Origin of the sequence: Streptomyces sp. NBC_00536, from assembly GCF_036346295.1 — a bacterium.
In the GTDB taxonomy this organism is placed as follows: Bacteria; Actinomycetota; Actinomycetes; order Streptomycetales; family Streptomycetaceae; genus Streptomyces.
Genome location: NZ_CP107819.1, coordinates 8623894 through 8638849 on the forward strand (window position 1 = coordinate 8623894; position 14956 = coordinate 8638849).

The 14956-nt window shown below is 69.2% G+C and carries 12 protein-coding genes; 7 read left to right on the forward strand and 5 right to left on the reverse strand.

Annotated features, from left to right (window positions below; genetic code table 11):
• Nucleotides 1-311 precede the first annotated feature (311 nt).
• On the reverse strand, nucleotides 312-644 hold the full coding sequence (locus OHS33_RS37170; protein WP_330334826.1) for a hypothetical protein: 333 nt from the start codon (nucleotides 642-644) through the stop codon (nucleotides 312-314).
• 1262 nt (nucleotides 645-1906) lie between these two features.
• On the opposite strand from OHS33_RS37170, the gene OHS33_RS37175 reads away from it, so the two are divergent.
• Nucleotides 1907-2824 (forward strand): tyrosine-type recombinase/integrase, encoded by a 918-nt coding sequence (locus tag OHS33_RS37175; protein ID WP_330334827.1) that lies wholly within the window; start codon nucleotides 1907-1909, stop codon nucleotides 2822-2824.
• Nucleotides 2825-3163: 339 nt separating this feature from the next.
• Nucleotides 3164-3688: a DUF6262 family protein gene (locus OHS33_RS37180; RefSeq protein ID WP_330334828.1), complete on the forward strand. Its 525-nt coding sequence runs from the start codon at nucleotides 3164-3166 to the stop codon at nucleotides 3686-3688.
• Between the two features lie 37 nt (nucleotides 3689-3725).
• On the opposite strand, the gene OHS33_RS37185 is transcribed toward OHS33_RS37180, so the two are convergent.
• Both OHS33_RS37185 and OHS33_RS37190 read right to left on the reverse strand, forming a co-directional pair.
• Nucleotides 3726-4796: a hypothetical protein gene (locus OHS33_RS37185; RefSeq protein WP_330334829.1), complete on the reverse strand. Its 1071-nt coding sequence runs from the start codon at nucleotides 4794-4796 to the stop codon at nucleotides 3726-3728.
• A 1097-nt stretch (nucleotides 4797-5893) separates the two neighbouring features.
• Nucleotides 5894-6445 (reverse strand): tyrosinase family protein, encoded by a 552-nt coding sequence (locus OHS33_RS37190; RefSeq protein WP_330334830.1) that lies wholly within the window; start codon nucleotides 6443-6445, stop codon nucleotides 5894-5896.
• Nucleotides 6446-6515: 70 nt separating this feature from the next.
• Here OHS33_RS37190 and OHS33_RS37195 point away from each other — a divergent pair, with 70 nt between their 5' ends.
• From OHS33_RS37195 to OHS33_RS37205, 3 genes are read left to right on the forward strand one after another with little or no spacing between them, the layout of a single operon-like run.
• On the forward strand, nucleotides 6516-8168 hold the full coding sequence (locus OHS33_RS37195) for a Mu transposase C-terminal domain-containing protein (protein ID WP_443065499.1): 1653 nt from the start codon (nucleotides 6516-6518) through the stop codon (nucleotides 8166-8168).
• Entirely contained in the window at nucleotides 8165-8914 is a 750-nt protein-coding gene (locus OHS33_RS37200) for an ATP-binding protein (RefSeq protein ID WP_330334832.1), read from the forward strand. The genes OHS33_RS37195 and OHS33_RS37200 overlap by 4 nt, the downstream gene beginning before the upstream one ends.
• Entirely contained in the window at nucleotides 8911-10020 is a 1110-nt protein-coding gene (locus OHS33_RS37205) for a hypothetical protein (RefSeq protein ID WP_330334833.1), read from the forward strand. The genes OHS33_RS37200 and OHS33_RS37205 overlap by 4 nt, the downstream gene beginning before the upstream one ends.
• A gap of 30 nt (nucleotides 10021-10050) precedes the next feature.
• Here the strand turns inward: OHS33_RS37205 and tpg are convergent, their stop codons facing one another.
• Nucleotides 10051-10638 (reverse strand): telomere-protecting terminal protein Tpg, encoded by a 588-nt coding sequence (tpg, locus tag OHS33_RS39940; RefSeq protein WP_443065396.1) that lies wholly within the window; start codon nucleotides 10636-10638, stop codon nucleotides 10051-10053.
• Between the two features lie 492 nt (nucleotides 10639-11130).
• Between tpg and OHS33_RS37215 the strand changes: the two genes are divergently transcribed.
• Both OHS33_RS37215 and OHS33_RS37220 read left to right on the forward strand, forming a co-directional pair.
• Nucleotides 11131-11409 carry a hypothetical protein gene (locus OHS33_RS37215; RefSeq protein ID WP_330334835.1) on the forward strand — a complete coding sequence of 93 codons (279 nt, stop codon included), beginning with the start codon at nucleotides 11131-11133 and terminating at the stop codon, nucleotides 11407-11409.
• Nucleotides 11410-11851: 442 nt separating this feature from the next.
• Complete coding sequence (locus tag OHS33_RS37220) at nucleotides 11852-13117, forward strand: hypothetical protein (protein ID WP_330335356.1); 1266 nt, start codon at nucleotides 11852-11854, stop codon at nucleotides 13115-13117.
• Nucleotides 13118-13327: 210 nt separating this feature from the next.
• Here the strand turns inward: OHS33_RS37220 and OHS33_RS37225 are convergent, their stop codons facing one another.
• Nucleotides 13328-14332, reverse strand: coding sequence for a hypothetical protein (locus OHS33_RS37225; protein ID WP_330334836.1), 1005 nt, complete (start codon nucleotides 14330-14332; stop codon nucleotides 13328-13330).
• Nucleotides 14333-14956 lie beyond the last annotated feature (624 nt).

The window sequence follows — 14956 nt, forward strand, 5'->3', positions numbered from 1 at the left end:
GCGTCATTCTCGGCCCGGGCCCCCGCGGCATCCGCGAGAACGTGGCTGTCGGGACGTTTCGGCAACGCGGCGAGGTGCCGCGCCAGACGCCGCGGCCCCCGCCATGATGCGCCGGACAGGTCATCGCATCACCGCTGGTCCCAGATCCGCCTGTAGTGAGCGCCGTACATGGCGAATCCCGCCAACTGAAGCGCTCAGTCACACCCGTGTCCGTTGCCGAAGGTCGCCGTTGTACGCGGTGACGCGACCCCTCGGCGCGTCGCCGCATGAGGCGGTGCGGACGTGGTGTCGCGTGAACGAAACCTTGACGTTTAACTTTCGGTCATGAGTTGGTCGCCTTCCGCGTGCTCCGATTCAGGGCTTGGGCGGATGCGGCCGCTGCAAGATCCGGGCACCTGATCGGGTTCCCAGGTGACTTCGAGGGCAGTCCCGTGGAACTCGCGTCCGAGTTCCATGAGCATCGCGGCGGCGCCATCCTTGGCCTGCTCGGCGGTAGCCGTGACGGGCACCCTGGTCAGCCGCCCACAAATGAGCGTGCCGCTTACGGTGGCGGTGCTGTGGCGCCAGCCGCTCGGTATTGCCAGGAGGACGATGTCCTTCGGTATGCCGTACGGACCCCTCTTCAGTCCCGGGTTTTCTCTCATGCATCCATTCAACTGGACCAGTTGCGGTTCATCACCGCGGGGTGGACCTCATCGCGTGCGTGCGCCCGCAGAGCATTCCGCCGTCCACGGGTTGGATCATGAAGCGCCAGCCCTCCGGCGTCGCCAGCAGGACGATCCGGGGGCTGATACTGGTGGGCTCGCCTATTCAACTGTCTCGTGTTGGTCCGTCCAGCTCTCGAACTGCTACTGACCGTGATGGCCCTGTGCTCATATGACTGCGGCGGTGGGGGCGGAGCTGGCGGTCCTGGGTGTGGTCGGCCTCGGGGAGTACCGGGGGCGGCGAGGAGGGTGCACGGTCTTGAATATCCCGGGCGGCGTCGGCCTTCCCCTGGACGTGGCCGTCTGGTTCTTGGTCAGAATTTTTTGTCTGGGAAGTTCATGGGCGACTGCCGTTGAACGTGGACCACAGACAACCCAAGATCCTTGGAAATCAAGGTAACGGATGATTCTGTCCGAAGGTTGCATGTCTCATGAGCGCATGGCCTTTGAAACCAAGGTGTAGCCTTCATGTGAAAGCCACCGCTCCTCCCTGGAGTTGAACGCTGAAGGGTTGAGCGGTGGCTCTGGTGCAGTCGAGTCACCGTAAGGGGAGAGACGACATGTCCAACACTGTAAAGCCCCGTCCTGGGCGGCAGGAGCTGCCGGTTACCTCTGTGGGGTTAGCCCGGAGCCGCCGCCGGGTCGAGCAGGTGGTCTGGCGGGTGGTGCTTGGTGCAGCAACTGGCCTCGGCGGTCTGGTCGTCACTATGGGCCTGCCCTGGATCGTCTCCAAGGTCTGATGCGTGCCACTGAATGCGGAAGCCCACCGGCCTCAGCGCCTGTGGGCCTCCGGCCTGCTGGGCTCTCTCGTGTCCCCGGACCCCGATCGTGATCGCGCTGTCATCGCTCCATACTTCCGGGAACGCGAAACCAGGAGGGCAGGTTTCGCAGCTCCACCCCGACGAGCGCCAATGCCGCCGGAGCACCGAGCACGGGCCCCGCCGCCCTCCGGAGATTTGCCTGCGCGGCCAATTGGGCTCCCTTCCTCGGGGCACGGGCGGGCCATCCGGCAGTACGGGGGGTGTGGCCTGCGCCCGGCTATCCCGGCAAGGAGTCGCGGGCCTCCGCCCTCACGTCCTTGGTTCCGGGCCAGGAGTGGAGGACGCCTTGGAGTCTCCCCGGCGGGGCCTGGGTGTGCTGGCCGCTGCCGCTGCCGCTGCCGCTGCCTTCCGCCGGTCCGCGGGCCGCGCCGGATCAACACCGTGCTCGCCGGGGTACGCGAGTTCCTCGCACACGGCACGACATTGGGCACGGTGCCGATGTTCGCGCTGTCCCAGCTCTACGAGATCGCCGACGACCGGGACCTGCCGCCCGAGGCCCGCAGCGAGGGCAGCGGGCTGCGCTACTTCGCCAAGGCCAGGCACCGGGCCGCCGAGCCGAACGAGCCGGTCGGCCGCGCCACGGACGAGGAGGCCCTGGCCCTGCTGCGAGCCTGCCGCAGCGCCCGGGACCGGTTCATCGTGCTGCTGCTGGCCAGGGCCGGACTGCGCCGAAGCGAGGCCGTGGGCCTGCGCCGGGAAGACATCCACTTCGTCCTGGACGCCAGCGGGCTGGGCTGCCGGATTCCCGGCTCCCACCTGCACGTGGTACGCCGCAACAACGACAACGGCGCCTGGGCGAAGTCGAGGCGCTCGAGCACGGTCCCTGTCGACTTCCTGCTGGTCCAGGCTTACGACCAGTACGCCGTCGAACGGGACACCTGCCGCGAGGCACGCGACAGCGACTTCGTCATGGTGAACCTGTTCCGGCAGCCGCTCGGGGCGCCCATACCGCCCGCGGCCTTGAACGACCTGTTCGGCCGGCTGTCGCGCCGGGCAGGGCTGCCCAAGGGCGTCCATCCCTGTCAGCGTTCACGTAATTCCTCATCCCGGCCTCCTTCGTCCCCACCCGCCGGCCTCGAAGTGGCGGTGCTGACTGAGGGGGCCGCCCGATCTCGAAGTGTGCGGGCCGAGCCGGGCCGTCAAGGACGCCTTCGGCGTCGCCAAGGCGATGAGCTGCGCTCATCCTTGACGGCCCGCCCCGACCCTGAACCTCGGCTGGCTATCGGGCGGCCCGGGGAGGTGTGGCATCCCCATGGGGACGAAGGTGCAACTCCGCCGTCCCCATGGCCCATTCCGTGACGCTGGGGGTGGGGAATATCGCCGTCGTTCACACGCCGCCCCGTCGTACTTGCCGGAGCTGAGGGCCTACCTCGACACGCTGCTGAGAGACCGCGAACGTCTCGCCGCGGCGACCGAACTGGACGACTGAGCCCGCACCGAATCGACCCCGTCCGAAGAGGAGATCAAGCGCATCCGCACCCTGATCCGACGCGTCGAGACCGATCTCGAAGGACTCACCGACGACTAACGTGAGCAGATCAAGGAAGCCACCCGGACCCTGCGCAAGACCCGCACAGTCTCCCTCGGCATGCCCGGCGTCCGGGCCCCGGAGCCGAACCTGCGGCTGGAGCGCGAAGCGTGACCACACCACCGGACCACCTGGCCAAGGCGCGGGCCGCGGACTCCGAACGCCGTCGGTCCCGCGTCCTCAAGGCCCTCGACCGACTCGCCGCCAACGGCGAGGAGATCAGCGTCTCCGCGGTCGCCCGCGCGGCCGGCGTTCACCGCAGCCTGATCCACCGTCACGGCGACCTGCACGCGGCCGTTCTCGCCCACGTGGCCGAGCCCCCGCCCGGCACAACGGCGGGCACGCAGGTCAGCCGCCAGTCACTGCTGGCCGACGTCGCGAACCTCACGGCCCGCAACAGCCGCCTATCCGCACACATCACCCGGCTCGAACGATGCCTCTCCGAGGCCCTGGGGCAGGCGGCCTGGGAAGCCTCCGGCCTCGGCGCCCCGGCAGACGTCGAAACGCTCACCCGCCGGGTCACCGAGCTGGAACAGCAGAGCCTCGACCTCCGCACGGAACTTGCCGAACGCGACGAGGACCTCACCGCGGCACGGGCGGCCAACCGCGAACTGATGAACCAGATCAACCGCTGATTCCCTAAACTGACAAAGCGTGTGCACGTGATTTCGGTCAGAGCCGCCGTTCACTCTGCCGCTGTAGGCACCACACGTAGTACCACTTGTTGTCTTCCACCGGGCCCTTTGACTTGTCGGCAAGCATTGCCTGCGCCCAGCCCACGGCACCTCCACCAGCCCCACCCACAAGTCCAGTCACATACTCTTTGAAGACGGCCCCGTACACCGCGGCCAGGACCACCGTCACACCTGCCACCACGGCCCCCGTTGTTGCAAAGGCGCGTTGTCGACTCAACACGCGCATGGTGGATTCCAGCTCGCGGACCCCCTCCTCAATCTCAAAACCCACATCCCGCATAGCGCGGTCCATCTGCTCCGCATCCACAGCCTCATCCAGGGCATTGAACTCGCGACGCAGAAACGTACGAAACCCGCGAAATGAGTTGAACTCACCCTCCGTAATCTTACTAAATTCCCCCAGAGAAACCCCTTCAATGAAGGGGATGTCCATGGCGACAATTGGGCGGACCATCCGGTTCATCTCTGGCCGTGTCTGTGAAACCTCGACCAATCGACCATCCCGCAAAAGGTAATCGACCGCCGACGACTGCACGTGTGGAGGCTCTATCCACTCACCGTCGACGATCGAAAGAGTGGAAATTGTAGGTAGGTACGCCGTAAGGCCCATGCGAAGCAGCCCCTCCGCGTCAAGAATCCACCGTCCCAGGGACGCGAGATCCGGGCAGTGCATCCCGTACGTAATGGAGCGATAGTTCTCAGCACTGTCAACATCACTCATGGCCACAAAGTTCCTTGTTCCGATCTCATGAAGACCAGCACCGGGGCTATGGGACATGAGCAACGTGTCGGATATCAGCGTCACTCGCTTAGTAACAGCAGCAAGGTCTTCTCCTTGCCGGGAGGAGACGTGTACGGAATACCGCTCCCCTCCGCCTGGTGGCTGCCACGGCCCCCATAGACCGTCTCCCCGCGTAAAGAACATCCCGTACTTGCGGGCTACGCTCTCAGGATCAAGGCGAGTGATACCGCGTTTCCTGAAGAACTTCCTCATCTGCTTCGCGACTTCAGGGCTCTGAACCCTTACATCCCTCTGACGTCTCCACATTCACGCAGGATCCATCACTGCACACAGGCCGTCTAGAGCACGACGAGATGTTGATCAGAGTCGATCCGAACGTAGGCCCCTCCCCTCAATTTTCGCTCCCGGTTCGCTCCATCACCGTCACCCCCACCACGCTAGGGCGGCTGTGTTGATCGCCAGGTGCACCGTCAGCATCAGGCAGCCACCGCCTCGGTCCGCAACACCTGTCGCGCACCCACCACCCACGGGTGTATGCCGCTGAACTGGGCGATCGTCAGGCTTCCCGAGCTCACACTCCGGGCAACCCCGAGAGAAAGGCAGTGCCTTGGGCCCGCTCGCGGTCCGGATGGACTCCACCTTCCACTCCGGCGGGGGTGGCTGCGGCCTGCGCGCCTGGACGGTGGCGAGTTCCGCCTCCAGCGACGCGATGGCCTGCGCGGCCTGCCGTTGCTGCCAGGTCAGCCACGCCCGTACCGCCCGCCAGCTCTCCAGGCGCGTCTCCAGCTCACTCATCAGGACCACACTCCGGCTCGGTGACCACGAACTCGCCGCCCGCTCACCTCGCGCACCCCACCGGGTCCTTCCTGGGCGGCCGTCCACAACCGGGTCCTGCCCCCCCCGGCTCCAGTCGGCGGTACGCCAGTGGGGGTGGGAGTCGATCCGCAGGGTCAGGGCGAACAGGTCGGCCCGCAGCTCCGCCGCTCCCGTCGCGGGCCGGTAGGCGAGTCGGTTGTAGGTCCGGGTCCAGTCGTGCTGGAGCCGGAGCAGATCGTCGGGGAAGTGGAAGTGCGGCATCTACTCATTGAACCAGCTGTTCGAATGTTTGTGCGAGTGGGGGTTTGTGGTCCTTGAGGGGTGTTGTGACTGAGCGTTGCAGTTGGCCAGTGAGCGCGATAGCTGGCCAGTCTGAGCACGGGCGTACCCGCAGGCCAGAGGTATCCCTCCCTGCGGGGTCACATGAAGCACCCCTGGCCGCATGGCCAGGGGCGTCCTCGAACGACTCCTCGGCATCAGCCCCGCTGCCCCGCCTTGAGCGAGTAGCCGATGCGAGCCAGCTGCGGCTGGGCAGGTGGCCCGGCCGCATCTCTTGCACCTCAGCGGTACAGGCTGGTCCGGGCCTGTCAGGAGCTCTGCTCGGAGTACCGGTAGCCGAGCGCAGTGGTGTCCATGACGCTCGCGACGGTGACGTCGTAGGCAGGCAGGTTGTCGGTGAGCGCGGCCGGCCGGCCGTTGCTCGCGCCGTCGTAGGCCTGGGCACGGGAGGGCGTGCTGCTCTGCCAGAGGGCCCAGAGGCGGTCGAGGTTGGCCGTGTGCAGCCAGTAGATCGGGTCGTTGGGCGCAGCGCCGGTGGACATCTCTCCGCCGATGCCTGCGTTGACCTGGCCGTTGACGGTGGACTCCAGGTTCCGGCGGAGGCTGTCATAGGTTGTGCTGATCTGGAGGGCGTTGGCGACGAACTCGCTGCTGCTCCAGGGGCTGATCTTGTCGCCGTTGTTGAAGCGGCGGGTCAGGGTGTGCCTGGCGGGGTAGGTCACCACCCAGGGGCCGAAGCGCCCTGCGGTGGCGACCTGGTGGCCCTTGGCGGGGTCCCCGTTGCCGCCGGCGTAGTCCGGGGTGAGGACAGCAGACGCGGCCGGGTTCGCCGCGTCCTTGCTGACGTCCCAGTAGGGCACGGTGGGGTGCGTGGTGGGGGAGCGGGGCGGGTCGCCTGAGGCCGCGCGGGTGGGGATGCGTGTTACGGCGGTGGGCCGGTTGCTGGAGCTTCGGGCGGCGGGCTCGTTGACGTCGTCGCATGTGCGGGTGGTGGCAGGGGCGTTGGGGGTGTCGGAGCGGACGGTGTGGCGTTGGCTTGCGGCCCCGTTGCCTGCTGACGGCGTGGCCTGTGTGCCGGGTGCTCGGGGGGTGAGGGAGGACCGGTTCGTTGTGACGGGTGAGGTCCGGGCGCTGCTGGCGCTGTGGGGCGGGAACGTGGCGGCTGTCCAGCGTGATCTGGCTTCGCGTGCGGCCGGCCGGTCGCCCGCGGGTGTCGTGCCGTCGCTGACGACGCTGCGTCGTGCGTTGCGCCGTGATCTGTCGGCGGGGGAGCGCGCGGGGCTCGCGGGCGGGGAGAGGGCCGCGCGGAAACATGACGTGTTCCTGGCCCGGCCACGGGGGTGGCGCAACCAGGTGTGGGAGGCCGATCACGTCCAGGCGCCGGTCCGGGTCGATGTCGAGGGCGTGGCACGCCGGCCGTGGATCACCTGGTTCACGGACTGCGCGTCGAACACGATCATGGGCGTGGCGGTCACCCCGGGCCATCCCTCACGGGAATCGGTGCTCGCCGCCTTGCGGTCGGCCGTGCTGCGCGAGGAACCCTACGGGCCGCAAGGTGGCCTGCCGGAGCGGGTCCGGGTGGACCGGGGCAAGGACTTCCTGTCGAAGACGGTGACCGCGGCGTTCGACGTTCTGGTGGTGACCGTGGAAGACCTACCGGCCTATACCCCGCACCTCAAGGGCACCGTGGAGGGCTTGAACCGGTCGGTGGAAAGGATGTTCCTGGCCGCTCTGCCGGGCTACGTCCGCCAGCCGCGCCCCGGGAAGCGCCCCGCCCGCCCCAAGGACGAGGTGCTGCTCGGCTTCGAGGATTTCACGGCCCGCCTGCTGGAGTGGGTGATGTGGTGGAACACCGTCCACCGGCCGGCGCCGTTGGGCGGCAAGACCCCGCTTGAGGCCTGGCAGGACGATCCCACCCCGCTGCGGGAGGTGGGCGGACAGGAGCTGTGGACGTTCACGCTGGAAGATGACGGCCGGCCCCGGGTCCTGTCCACACGGGGCATCCGGTTCAGGAACCGTGACTACGTGGGTGCCTGGATGAGCGGCCACGGGGGTCTGAGGGTCCGGGTGCGGTTTATGCCGCACCACGACCACCGCATCGAGGTCTTTGACGCGGACACCGGCCGCTACCTGGGCCCCGCCGCCCTGTCCGATGAGGCGAGTGCCGAGCAGATCACCGCGGTGCGCACCGCAAGGGCGACCCGTACCCGCCAGCTGCGCAAGGACCTCTCGGCCGCGCAGCGCGAGCGCTACGCGGCGGTCACCAGGGCTGAGCAGCCGAGGAGGCTGGGTTCGGTCACCGGGGTTCAGGCGGGTCTGGAGCTGGCGGAGGCGGACCGCGGGGACCTGTCGGAGCTCGCGTTGCCGGACCTGATCCCGCCGGCTGCGCCGCCGTCTCACTGGCGGACTCCGGCCTCGCTCGCGGCCCGTACCCGCCCGGCGTCTGCCCCACTGTCCGGTGACAGGGTGTCCGCCGGTGAAGACGAGGGGATGCCTGTCGGCGGGCCGGCTGCAGACCGGGCCCCTGCCCGGGTCGAAGCAGACGCAGGTGAGGGCGACGAGCGCGCTGGTGGTGTCCGGTGACCGCGCCCACCTACCAGTATGTCGATCTGCCCGGTGCGTCGATCGTGTCGACGAAGGCGCTGCTGACCGCGCGGGAGAACATCAAGGACACCGTGGCGGCGCGGGCGATGATGTGCATCCACGGTGATGCCGGCTTCGGGAAGACCCTCGCGGTCAACACCTGTCTGCGTGAGCTGGAGTCCGAGGACGGCGAGGAGGTGTGCCGGGTGATGTTCCGGGCCCGTCCCACCGCCCGCGCGGTACGGTACGAGCTCTTCGACGCGCTCGGCCTGCCCGGTGAGCCTCCCCGTCACCCCAGCGAGTTCGACCGCCTCCTGAAAACGGTCCTCGCCGAGCGGCCCCGCACCTTCCTCGTGGATGAGGCGCAGTGGCTCAACGGGGAGGCCTTCGAGTACTTCCGTTACCTGTGGGACGAGCCCGCCACCCGTATCGCGATCGTGCTCGTCGGCGGCGCCGGCGCGCACACGGTCCTGCGCCGCGAGCCGATGCTCTCCTCCCGGATCTTCATCTGGCAGCGGTTTATCCGCCTCTCGCGCGCCGAGGTTCTGGAGACCGTCCCCCTCTTCCACCCCGTCTGGGAGGACGCCTCCCCAGCTGACATCCGCTACGCCGACGAGCGGGCCGCGCACGGCAACTTCCGGGCCTGGGCACAGCTGACCGCCCACCTACGCACGGGGATGGAGCGGATGGACTGTCCGCGCCCGGACCGCAAACTGCTGCGCTGGGCCTTCAGCCGCCTCGCATGAACCCGCCCACCACCATCCAGCCGGGTCTGGCGATCGTCTTCGACTCCGGGGACGATGCCGCCTTCACCCACAGCGCGCTGGCCGCCCACCACCCCCCGGCCGGCCGGGTCACCCTTCATCCCGGCCCGGGTACGACGAGCGATACCGCCCTGGCCCATGACCTGCTGCTCGCCCTGGGCAAACCCGCACACATCCCGGGCCGCTTCCCCCATGGCCGCCCACCGCTGTGGGAGGCGGCCGCCGCGTGGACGACCGCCTTGGCTGTCACCCGACTGACGGTTCTGCGCGCCCATCTCCTCGACGAGCGCCGCCTGCAGCGCGTCCTCACCCTGTGGCGGCAGACGGGCATTCACCTCACCCTCGTCGTCCACCGCCCCCGCCTGACCGCCGCCCTGGACCGTGCTCTCGCCGACGTGTCCTTTACCCGTACGACCACCCTGGCCGCAGCCCGCGCGCTCTACGGCAAGGAACCCCGACCCCAGACCGACGCCGGGCCGCCTCCCGAGGACGCGGCCCGGCCCGGCAAGGAGCCGGGCCGCTGGCTCACCCTGTCTTCCCTGGACCGGCTCGTCTCCTACGACAGCCCCAGCCCGTGCACGGGCCCCTGCACCCCCGGCCCGATCGACTGGAAACACCGCCCTGCCCCCATACCCCTCACCCCCTCCCAAGCAGAGCAAGCCACCCGCCGGATCCATGCCGTGACCGCGCATCCGCAACTGGCCGCAGCACTGGCATCCACCCTCTTCACGGGCGCTTCCTTCCAGCAGCTGGCCACCGCCCGAAGCGACGACTTCCACGACAAGCCGGCCCTGCTCGCACTCCACGACCAGGCCCGCTTCACCGACGGCTGCGCCACCCACGCCGTCCCACCCTGGGCTCAGGTGTTCCTGCGCGCCGCGGCCCGCTACGCACACCTGACCCAGGCCGCCCACCTGCTGGCCGGCCCCGGGCAGCGCCCGGCCGTCCTGCGCCTGGCCGAGGCAGCCCGTCTGCGACCGCCTCAGCCACCCGATGCCGGGCGTGCGGGCCGCAAGGGCACCGTGGTGTGGGACTGGCGCGAAGTACAAGAAGCCCACGGCTACTACGCGCCCCCAACCATCCGCTGACCCCCACCACAGGCCGGCGCCCTCTTCATGTCACTGGAGAGCGAACTCGATGAAATCGATATCCGTCAGGGTGACGTGGAGACCGTGGGCACGGTGACCGGCCTCCCGGAAGTACAGGTGTCCCAGCGCACGGCCGAGGATCAGCTCGTGCTGCTCCTCGCTCACTCCGGCGTCCAGGGCGGCGAGGATCTGCTGTGTCACGGCCCCGTTCAGGCGGCCCGTGATGCGCCGCAGGCGCGGGTCGTCGGAGCTTGCGTGCCCGGCCTTGAACCCGAACCGGGCGCGAGTGTGGACGACCACGCCGCCCGCCTCGGCCGCGGCCCGCCGTCGCGCACGGATCAGCGGCTGCCAGCGAGCCCGCACCAGGTCCGCGATCCTCTGCTCGTGACCGGGACTCGGACGCCCCCGACTGGCCGGATCACGGGCCACCCACCGCTGGACGGTCCGCTGCGACACTCCCACAACCGCGGCGACCTGCCGGGTGGAACCTCGCTCCCACCGCAACAGGGCCTTGAGTTGATCCGCCGTCGTCTCAGGTAACGGCCGCGTGTACAGGAGCCGTTCCAGCCCATCACCGATCGCCTGCACCATCCCACCAGCCCCTCGACGACACCGCATCCCAAGCCTCAGTAGGGGCCACCCTTGCCACCACCCCGCGACCGTGGGCGGTTATCCGGCATTCGGCTGACGTCGGCATCCGGACTGAGGTAGGGGTGCACTGACTCCCGTCGGCGGAGCCTTCAGGCCTGATGCGCTCGCTGACACGAACGTGGTGCCTGGCCGAGGCGTACTGACACAGGGTGGCGTTCGGCCTTGTCAGGCGCTGTCACGAAACCGGTGCTTCGCAACCACGGGAAACGCCCGCATCAGCAACTCCTGCATCGAGTCGTGCAACAACCCGCCGCAGAGCCACACCCCCCGAGAACGAGTCCCAGGAGCTCAACGAACCCACCTCACTCCACGTCACACCACAGGCAGCGCACCCCCAGAGAAAAGGGGTTGGCAGGAGCGCCGTAGCGCGCGCACGGCCGGTGGCAGGCAGCGCACGGTCCGGTCTGGCTCGGCGTCCAGGTCACGACTTGTGGCCGGGGTGTGGGGGTGGGGGAGGTCATGGCGGGACTCGCGGCCCGACTGGTCGCGGAGCACCTGACGGCCGCCAGTCCCGGACACCCCTGGGAGGGCGTGACGTTCGCCGCGACGTGGGGAAGCCGTGACGTCCTGGACGTGCGCTTGGTCCGTCCCGAGCTGGTGGCCGAGATCAGCGTCGATCGCTCCGTGGACCGGGGTGGCGTATGGCGCCATCCGCTGAGGTTCCGGCGCCTGCGCCTGGACGTGGGCCTTGGCGATGTTCCCCGGTTCGGGGAGGGTCCGGCCGCCGCGGTGGGCTGACCGGATTTTTGGCGCGGTCCGCGAGGGTTTGAGGGGCTAAGGGGGCGGTGGTGTACCGCGTGCGCGAGTTCGGTCCATACGCGCTCTGACCTGCGTCTTTGTCGAGACTTTCGGGGCTATCCCCTGTCTCCCGCACTGTGCGGACCACACCTCGGCCAGGGGTGATGCCGCGGGCGGCCAGCTGCATGCCGGCAAGGCGTTCATGACGCTCCGCCGAGGCCGGGGCGACCGGCCGCGCGGCTGACCAGTCGGCGGGGCCTATGGGCCCCGCCGATGTCCCCCGCCGGAGTGAATCCGGCCCTCGCGTACGCGTAGGCGGCTTGTGCGGTGTGCCCTCAACTCGCCCCAAAACCAGGTCTATTGACACGAACGAGGATCTTCCGGGATGTTTCCGGCACGGTTCGGAGGTCGGGCCGGTTGGTGTGCGATTGGAGTGCGTTTCATGGCGCGTTCGGTTCGTGAGGAGTACGACGAGTACGCGGCTGCGAGTCGGCTGCGGGTGCCCGTGGCGGCCTGGCGGTGGGCGGCCGGCTCGGGCCTGGTCCCGGCCGCTGACGCCGGTCCGGGGTTGTGGTCGCGGGCGGTGGTGGAGGCCGCCGACCCCGAGGCGGTGCGTGCGGCGCTGCGGGGCCCGGTGGGGGCGGGGTGGGCGGCGGACCGGTTGACGGAGGCCTTGGGGGTGCCGCTGCCGATTCTCCGGCCGAGGGTGAGGGCCTCGGCGGTCGGCCGCCTCGTGAAGGCCGGTCTCCTGGTCTACCTCGGCGGCGACGTCGAGTTCCCCGACGTCCACCCGGACCAGGTGGCCGCGCTCGCCCGGCGCCGGGACCTGCCCGCCCTCCTCGACCGCCACGTGCCCCTCGGCCCGGATCAGGCGGCGGTACGCCTCGGGGTCCGGAGGACGGATTGGGATCAGGTGGTGAGGCTCGGTTGGGTGTCCCCGGTGGGCTCAGTGGACGTCGACTACAAGCGGCAGGGCGGGGTGACCACCATCCCGCTGTACTCCGCCGAGGACATCGCGCTCCTGGAGGTGGTCCGCCCCTCCGTGGACTGGCGGGCGGTCCGCACGGTCGCGGCGGGCTGCCGCTCCCCGCTCGCCGGCCTCGACCCGGTCGCCCCGGGGAGCGATCGGGCGTTTCTGGCGGAGGTGGCGCGGATCGCCAGGGTGGGCCGGGCGGCAGTGGTGAACTGGCGCCGCCGGCACCCCGACTTCCCCGACCCGGTCGGCGGCACGGCCGTGCACCCGCAGTTCGACCGCCACGCGGTAGTCGCATGGCTCCTCGCCCACGACAAGATCGAGATCCCCACGGGGCCGACGGTCGCCTCTCTTGTGCTGGCTGGCGGCGGGGGCACCACGCGCCGGTTCCGCCTCGATGACCCATGGCTGACCCTGGCCGACGACGCCGAGGGGGAGGACATGGTGTCCGGCTGGTCCACCGACACGGACGCCGACGCGCTGGCGGAACTCGCGGCCGGGGAGTTCGGGGCGTCGCTGCGGCGGCTGAACGCGCCCGGCACGGGGCCGTTGGCGGTCATGGGGGAGGTGCGGGTGATCGACCGGTTCCGTTCCGGCTCGGGCGGCCTGCGCCTCACCCTGGCATGGCCGGCCGGCCTACGGGGCGCCGCCTCAGAGGGCTCGGTCGGTGTGCAAGAGCAGGACCAGGCCGTGCCCGCGCAGAAGACCGGCCGCTGGTTCTCGCGCCGACTCTGACCCGGGCAAGCCTCCGCCGGCCGCGTGGGCAAGCCCAGGGCTAGTCTGGGCAAACCCACACGGCTGGCGACGACGCGAGGGCGCGCCGAAGCCTCCGTCGGCGCCGTCTGCGCGCCCGGAAAATTTGGACCCGAGCTAGCCGGATGGGCCCCTGCACGGCAGGGTGTGCTGAGGTCACGCTGGCGGGGCCGTTTGGGGTCCGTGCGCTGGCTATCCGACTTCGGTCGTGGCGTCGGCCTCGGTCTCCTGCTTGAGGAGTAGAACTTCACCGCAGAGGACGTAGACGTTCAGGGCGCACATGTTGGCTGACCGGAGCGCGACGTCGGCGTGCACACCCTTGCTGGTGAGCTTGTCGAACGCGGCGAATCTGGCGTGCAGGCCCTCGGCCATGGCGATCGTCGCCGCGGAGACGTTCTCGCTCTCGTTCACGATCTTGATGAACTCGAATAGGCGGCTTCGGTAGGAGGGCTGGTCGAGCTTGTAGCCTGCGGCGGAGGGCTCTGCCTGAGCCGGGAGGACCTGGCCGACCACTGCCTCCAGGATTCGGCGGCAGGTGGTGAGTGCCTGCGACAGCTCCTCGGCCGCCGGGCGGGTACTGTCCTGGTCGGCTGCCTCATTCAGGCGGCGGTAGACCGTGTTGAACCGTTCGACGAGGTCCGGCGCGTGCACGCTGAGCAGACGGTCCACCACGGTCTTGTAGGCGCCGAAGATCGAGTCGTTGATCGAGCTGTAGCCGAAGCGTCGCTCCCACTCGCACAGATAGGCGAACGTCCGATGCCTGGCCAGCTCTTGGACGTTCCTGAGCATTGCCGCGCTCTCGAAGGACCCCGGCGACACATTGTCGGAGGCTAGTTCCGGCTCAAGCACCCCGAGCAGATACTCGATCTCGCTGAGAGAGTGCCCTGCGATGTGGGACTCGGGGTTTTTCCTGTCCAGGGTGCGGTCGCTGAGGTACTCGCGCATCGCGGCCTCTGCGGGACCGTCCGCCGATGCCCACAGGGCGGGGTCGGCCATCAGACGCCGCGTCGCCTCGCCGTTTGCGTGCGGGTCACCACCTGAAGGGCGCAACTCCATCCCCAGCCGCACCGCGACCTGGGAGTCGCCGGCCAGACTGGCGATGCGTACAGCCCGACGAACGGAGACAGTAAGCGGGCGGTCGTCGAATTCGTCTAGAGCGGTTCGTACCAGCATCAGGATCTGGTCAGCCGAGGTCATCCACTGAATGTAGCCGCCCAGGCCGACACCCCGACCCGCATTTTCCGAGGGTCGGACCGCCTGCTGCTGGCCGCCAACGACAAGGTCACGGTGGAGCAGGGCGACCCGAAGCCGGAGGTGGCCACGACCGCCGCGGTGCTTCGGGCCGTCGCAGCGGACAGCGAGCAGCTGGCGAGAGCCTGTCCCACCCGGCCTGGTCCCTGTTCATGATGGGAGGACGCTAGACATGCCCGTCCTGCCGTCGCCCGGCGAGATCGAAGCGGCCAAGACGTCCAACGGGGCGTGGACGATTACCCAGCTCGCCGAATGGGGCGTGCCGCGGACGCCGCCCAAGGGATGGAAGGACGAGTTGATCGAGCGCTGGGAGGCCGCACGCCAGGAGGGCGCACCGCCGCCGCCCCGCCCAGCCCGGCCCCGACCGACTTCGCACAGGAGACGCTTGACTTCGGCTAACCCGACGTCGCCGACCGCTGGGCGACGGGGAGTAGACGAGGCGGGACGCGCGCCAGGCCCGGCGTACGGCTGCGCGAGCGGCAGGGAAACTCGGGGCGCGGTCCCCTTCGTCTTCGCTAACTTGACCAGATGACACCTTCGATCCACATACGCCCAGCGAATGGACGGCTC

Bases quoted from the DNA above. Each gene is read 5' to 3' on its own strand.
- OHS33_RS37185 (WP_330334829.1), bottom strand. From the start codon at position 4,796: ATGTGGAGACGTCAGAGGGATGTAAGGGTTCAGAGCCCTGAAGTCGCG.
- OHS33_RS37170 (WP_330334826.1), bottom strand. From the start codon at position 644: ATGAGAGAAAACCCGGGACTGAAGAGGGGTCCGTACGGCATACCGAAG.
- tpg (WP_443065396.1), bottom strand. From the start codon at position 10,638: ATGCGGTGTCGTCGAGGGGCTGGTGGGATGGTGCAGGCGATCGGTGAT.
- OHS33_RS37205 (WP_330334833.1), top strand. From the start codon at position 8,911: ATGAACCCGCCCACCACCATCCAGCCGGGTCTGGCGATCGTCTTCGAC.
- OHS33_RS37220 (WP_330335356.1), top strand. From the start codon at position 11,852: ATGGCGCGTTCGGTTCGTGAGGAGTACGACGAGTACGCGGCTGCGAGT.
- OHS33_RS37225 (WP_330334836.1), bottom strand. From the start codon at position 14,332: ATGACCTCGGCTGACCAGATCCTGATGCTGGTACGAACCGCTCTAGAC.
- OHS33_RS37215 (WP_330334835.1), top strand. From the start codon at position 11,131: ATGGCGGGACTCGCGGCCCGACTGGTCGCGGAGCACCTGACGGCCGCC.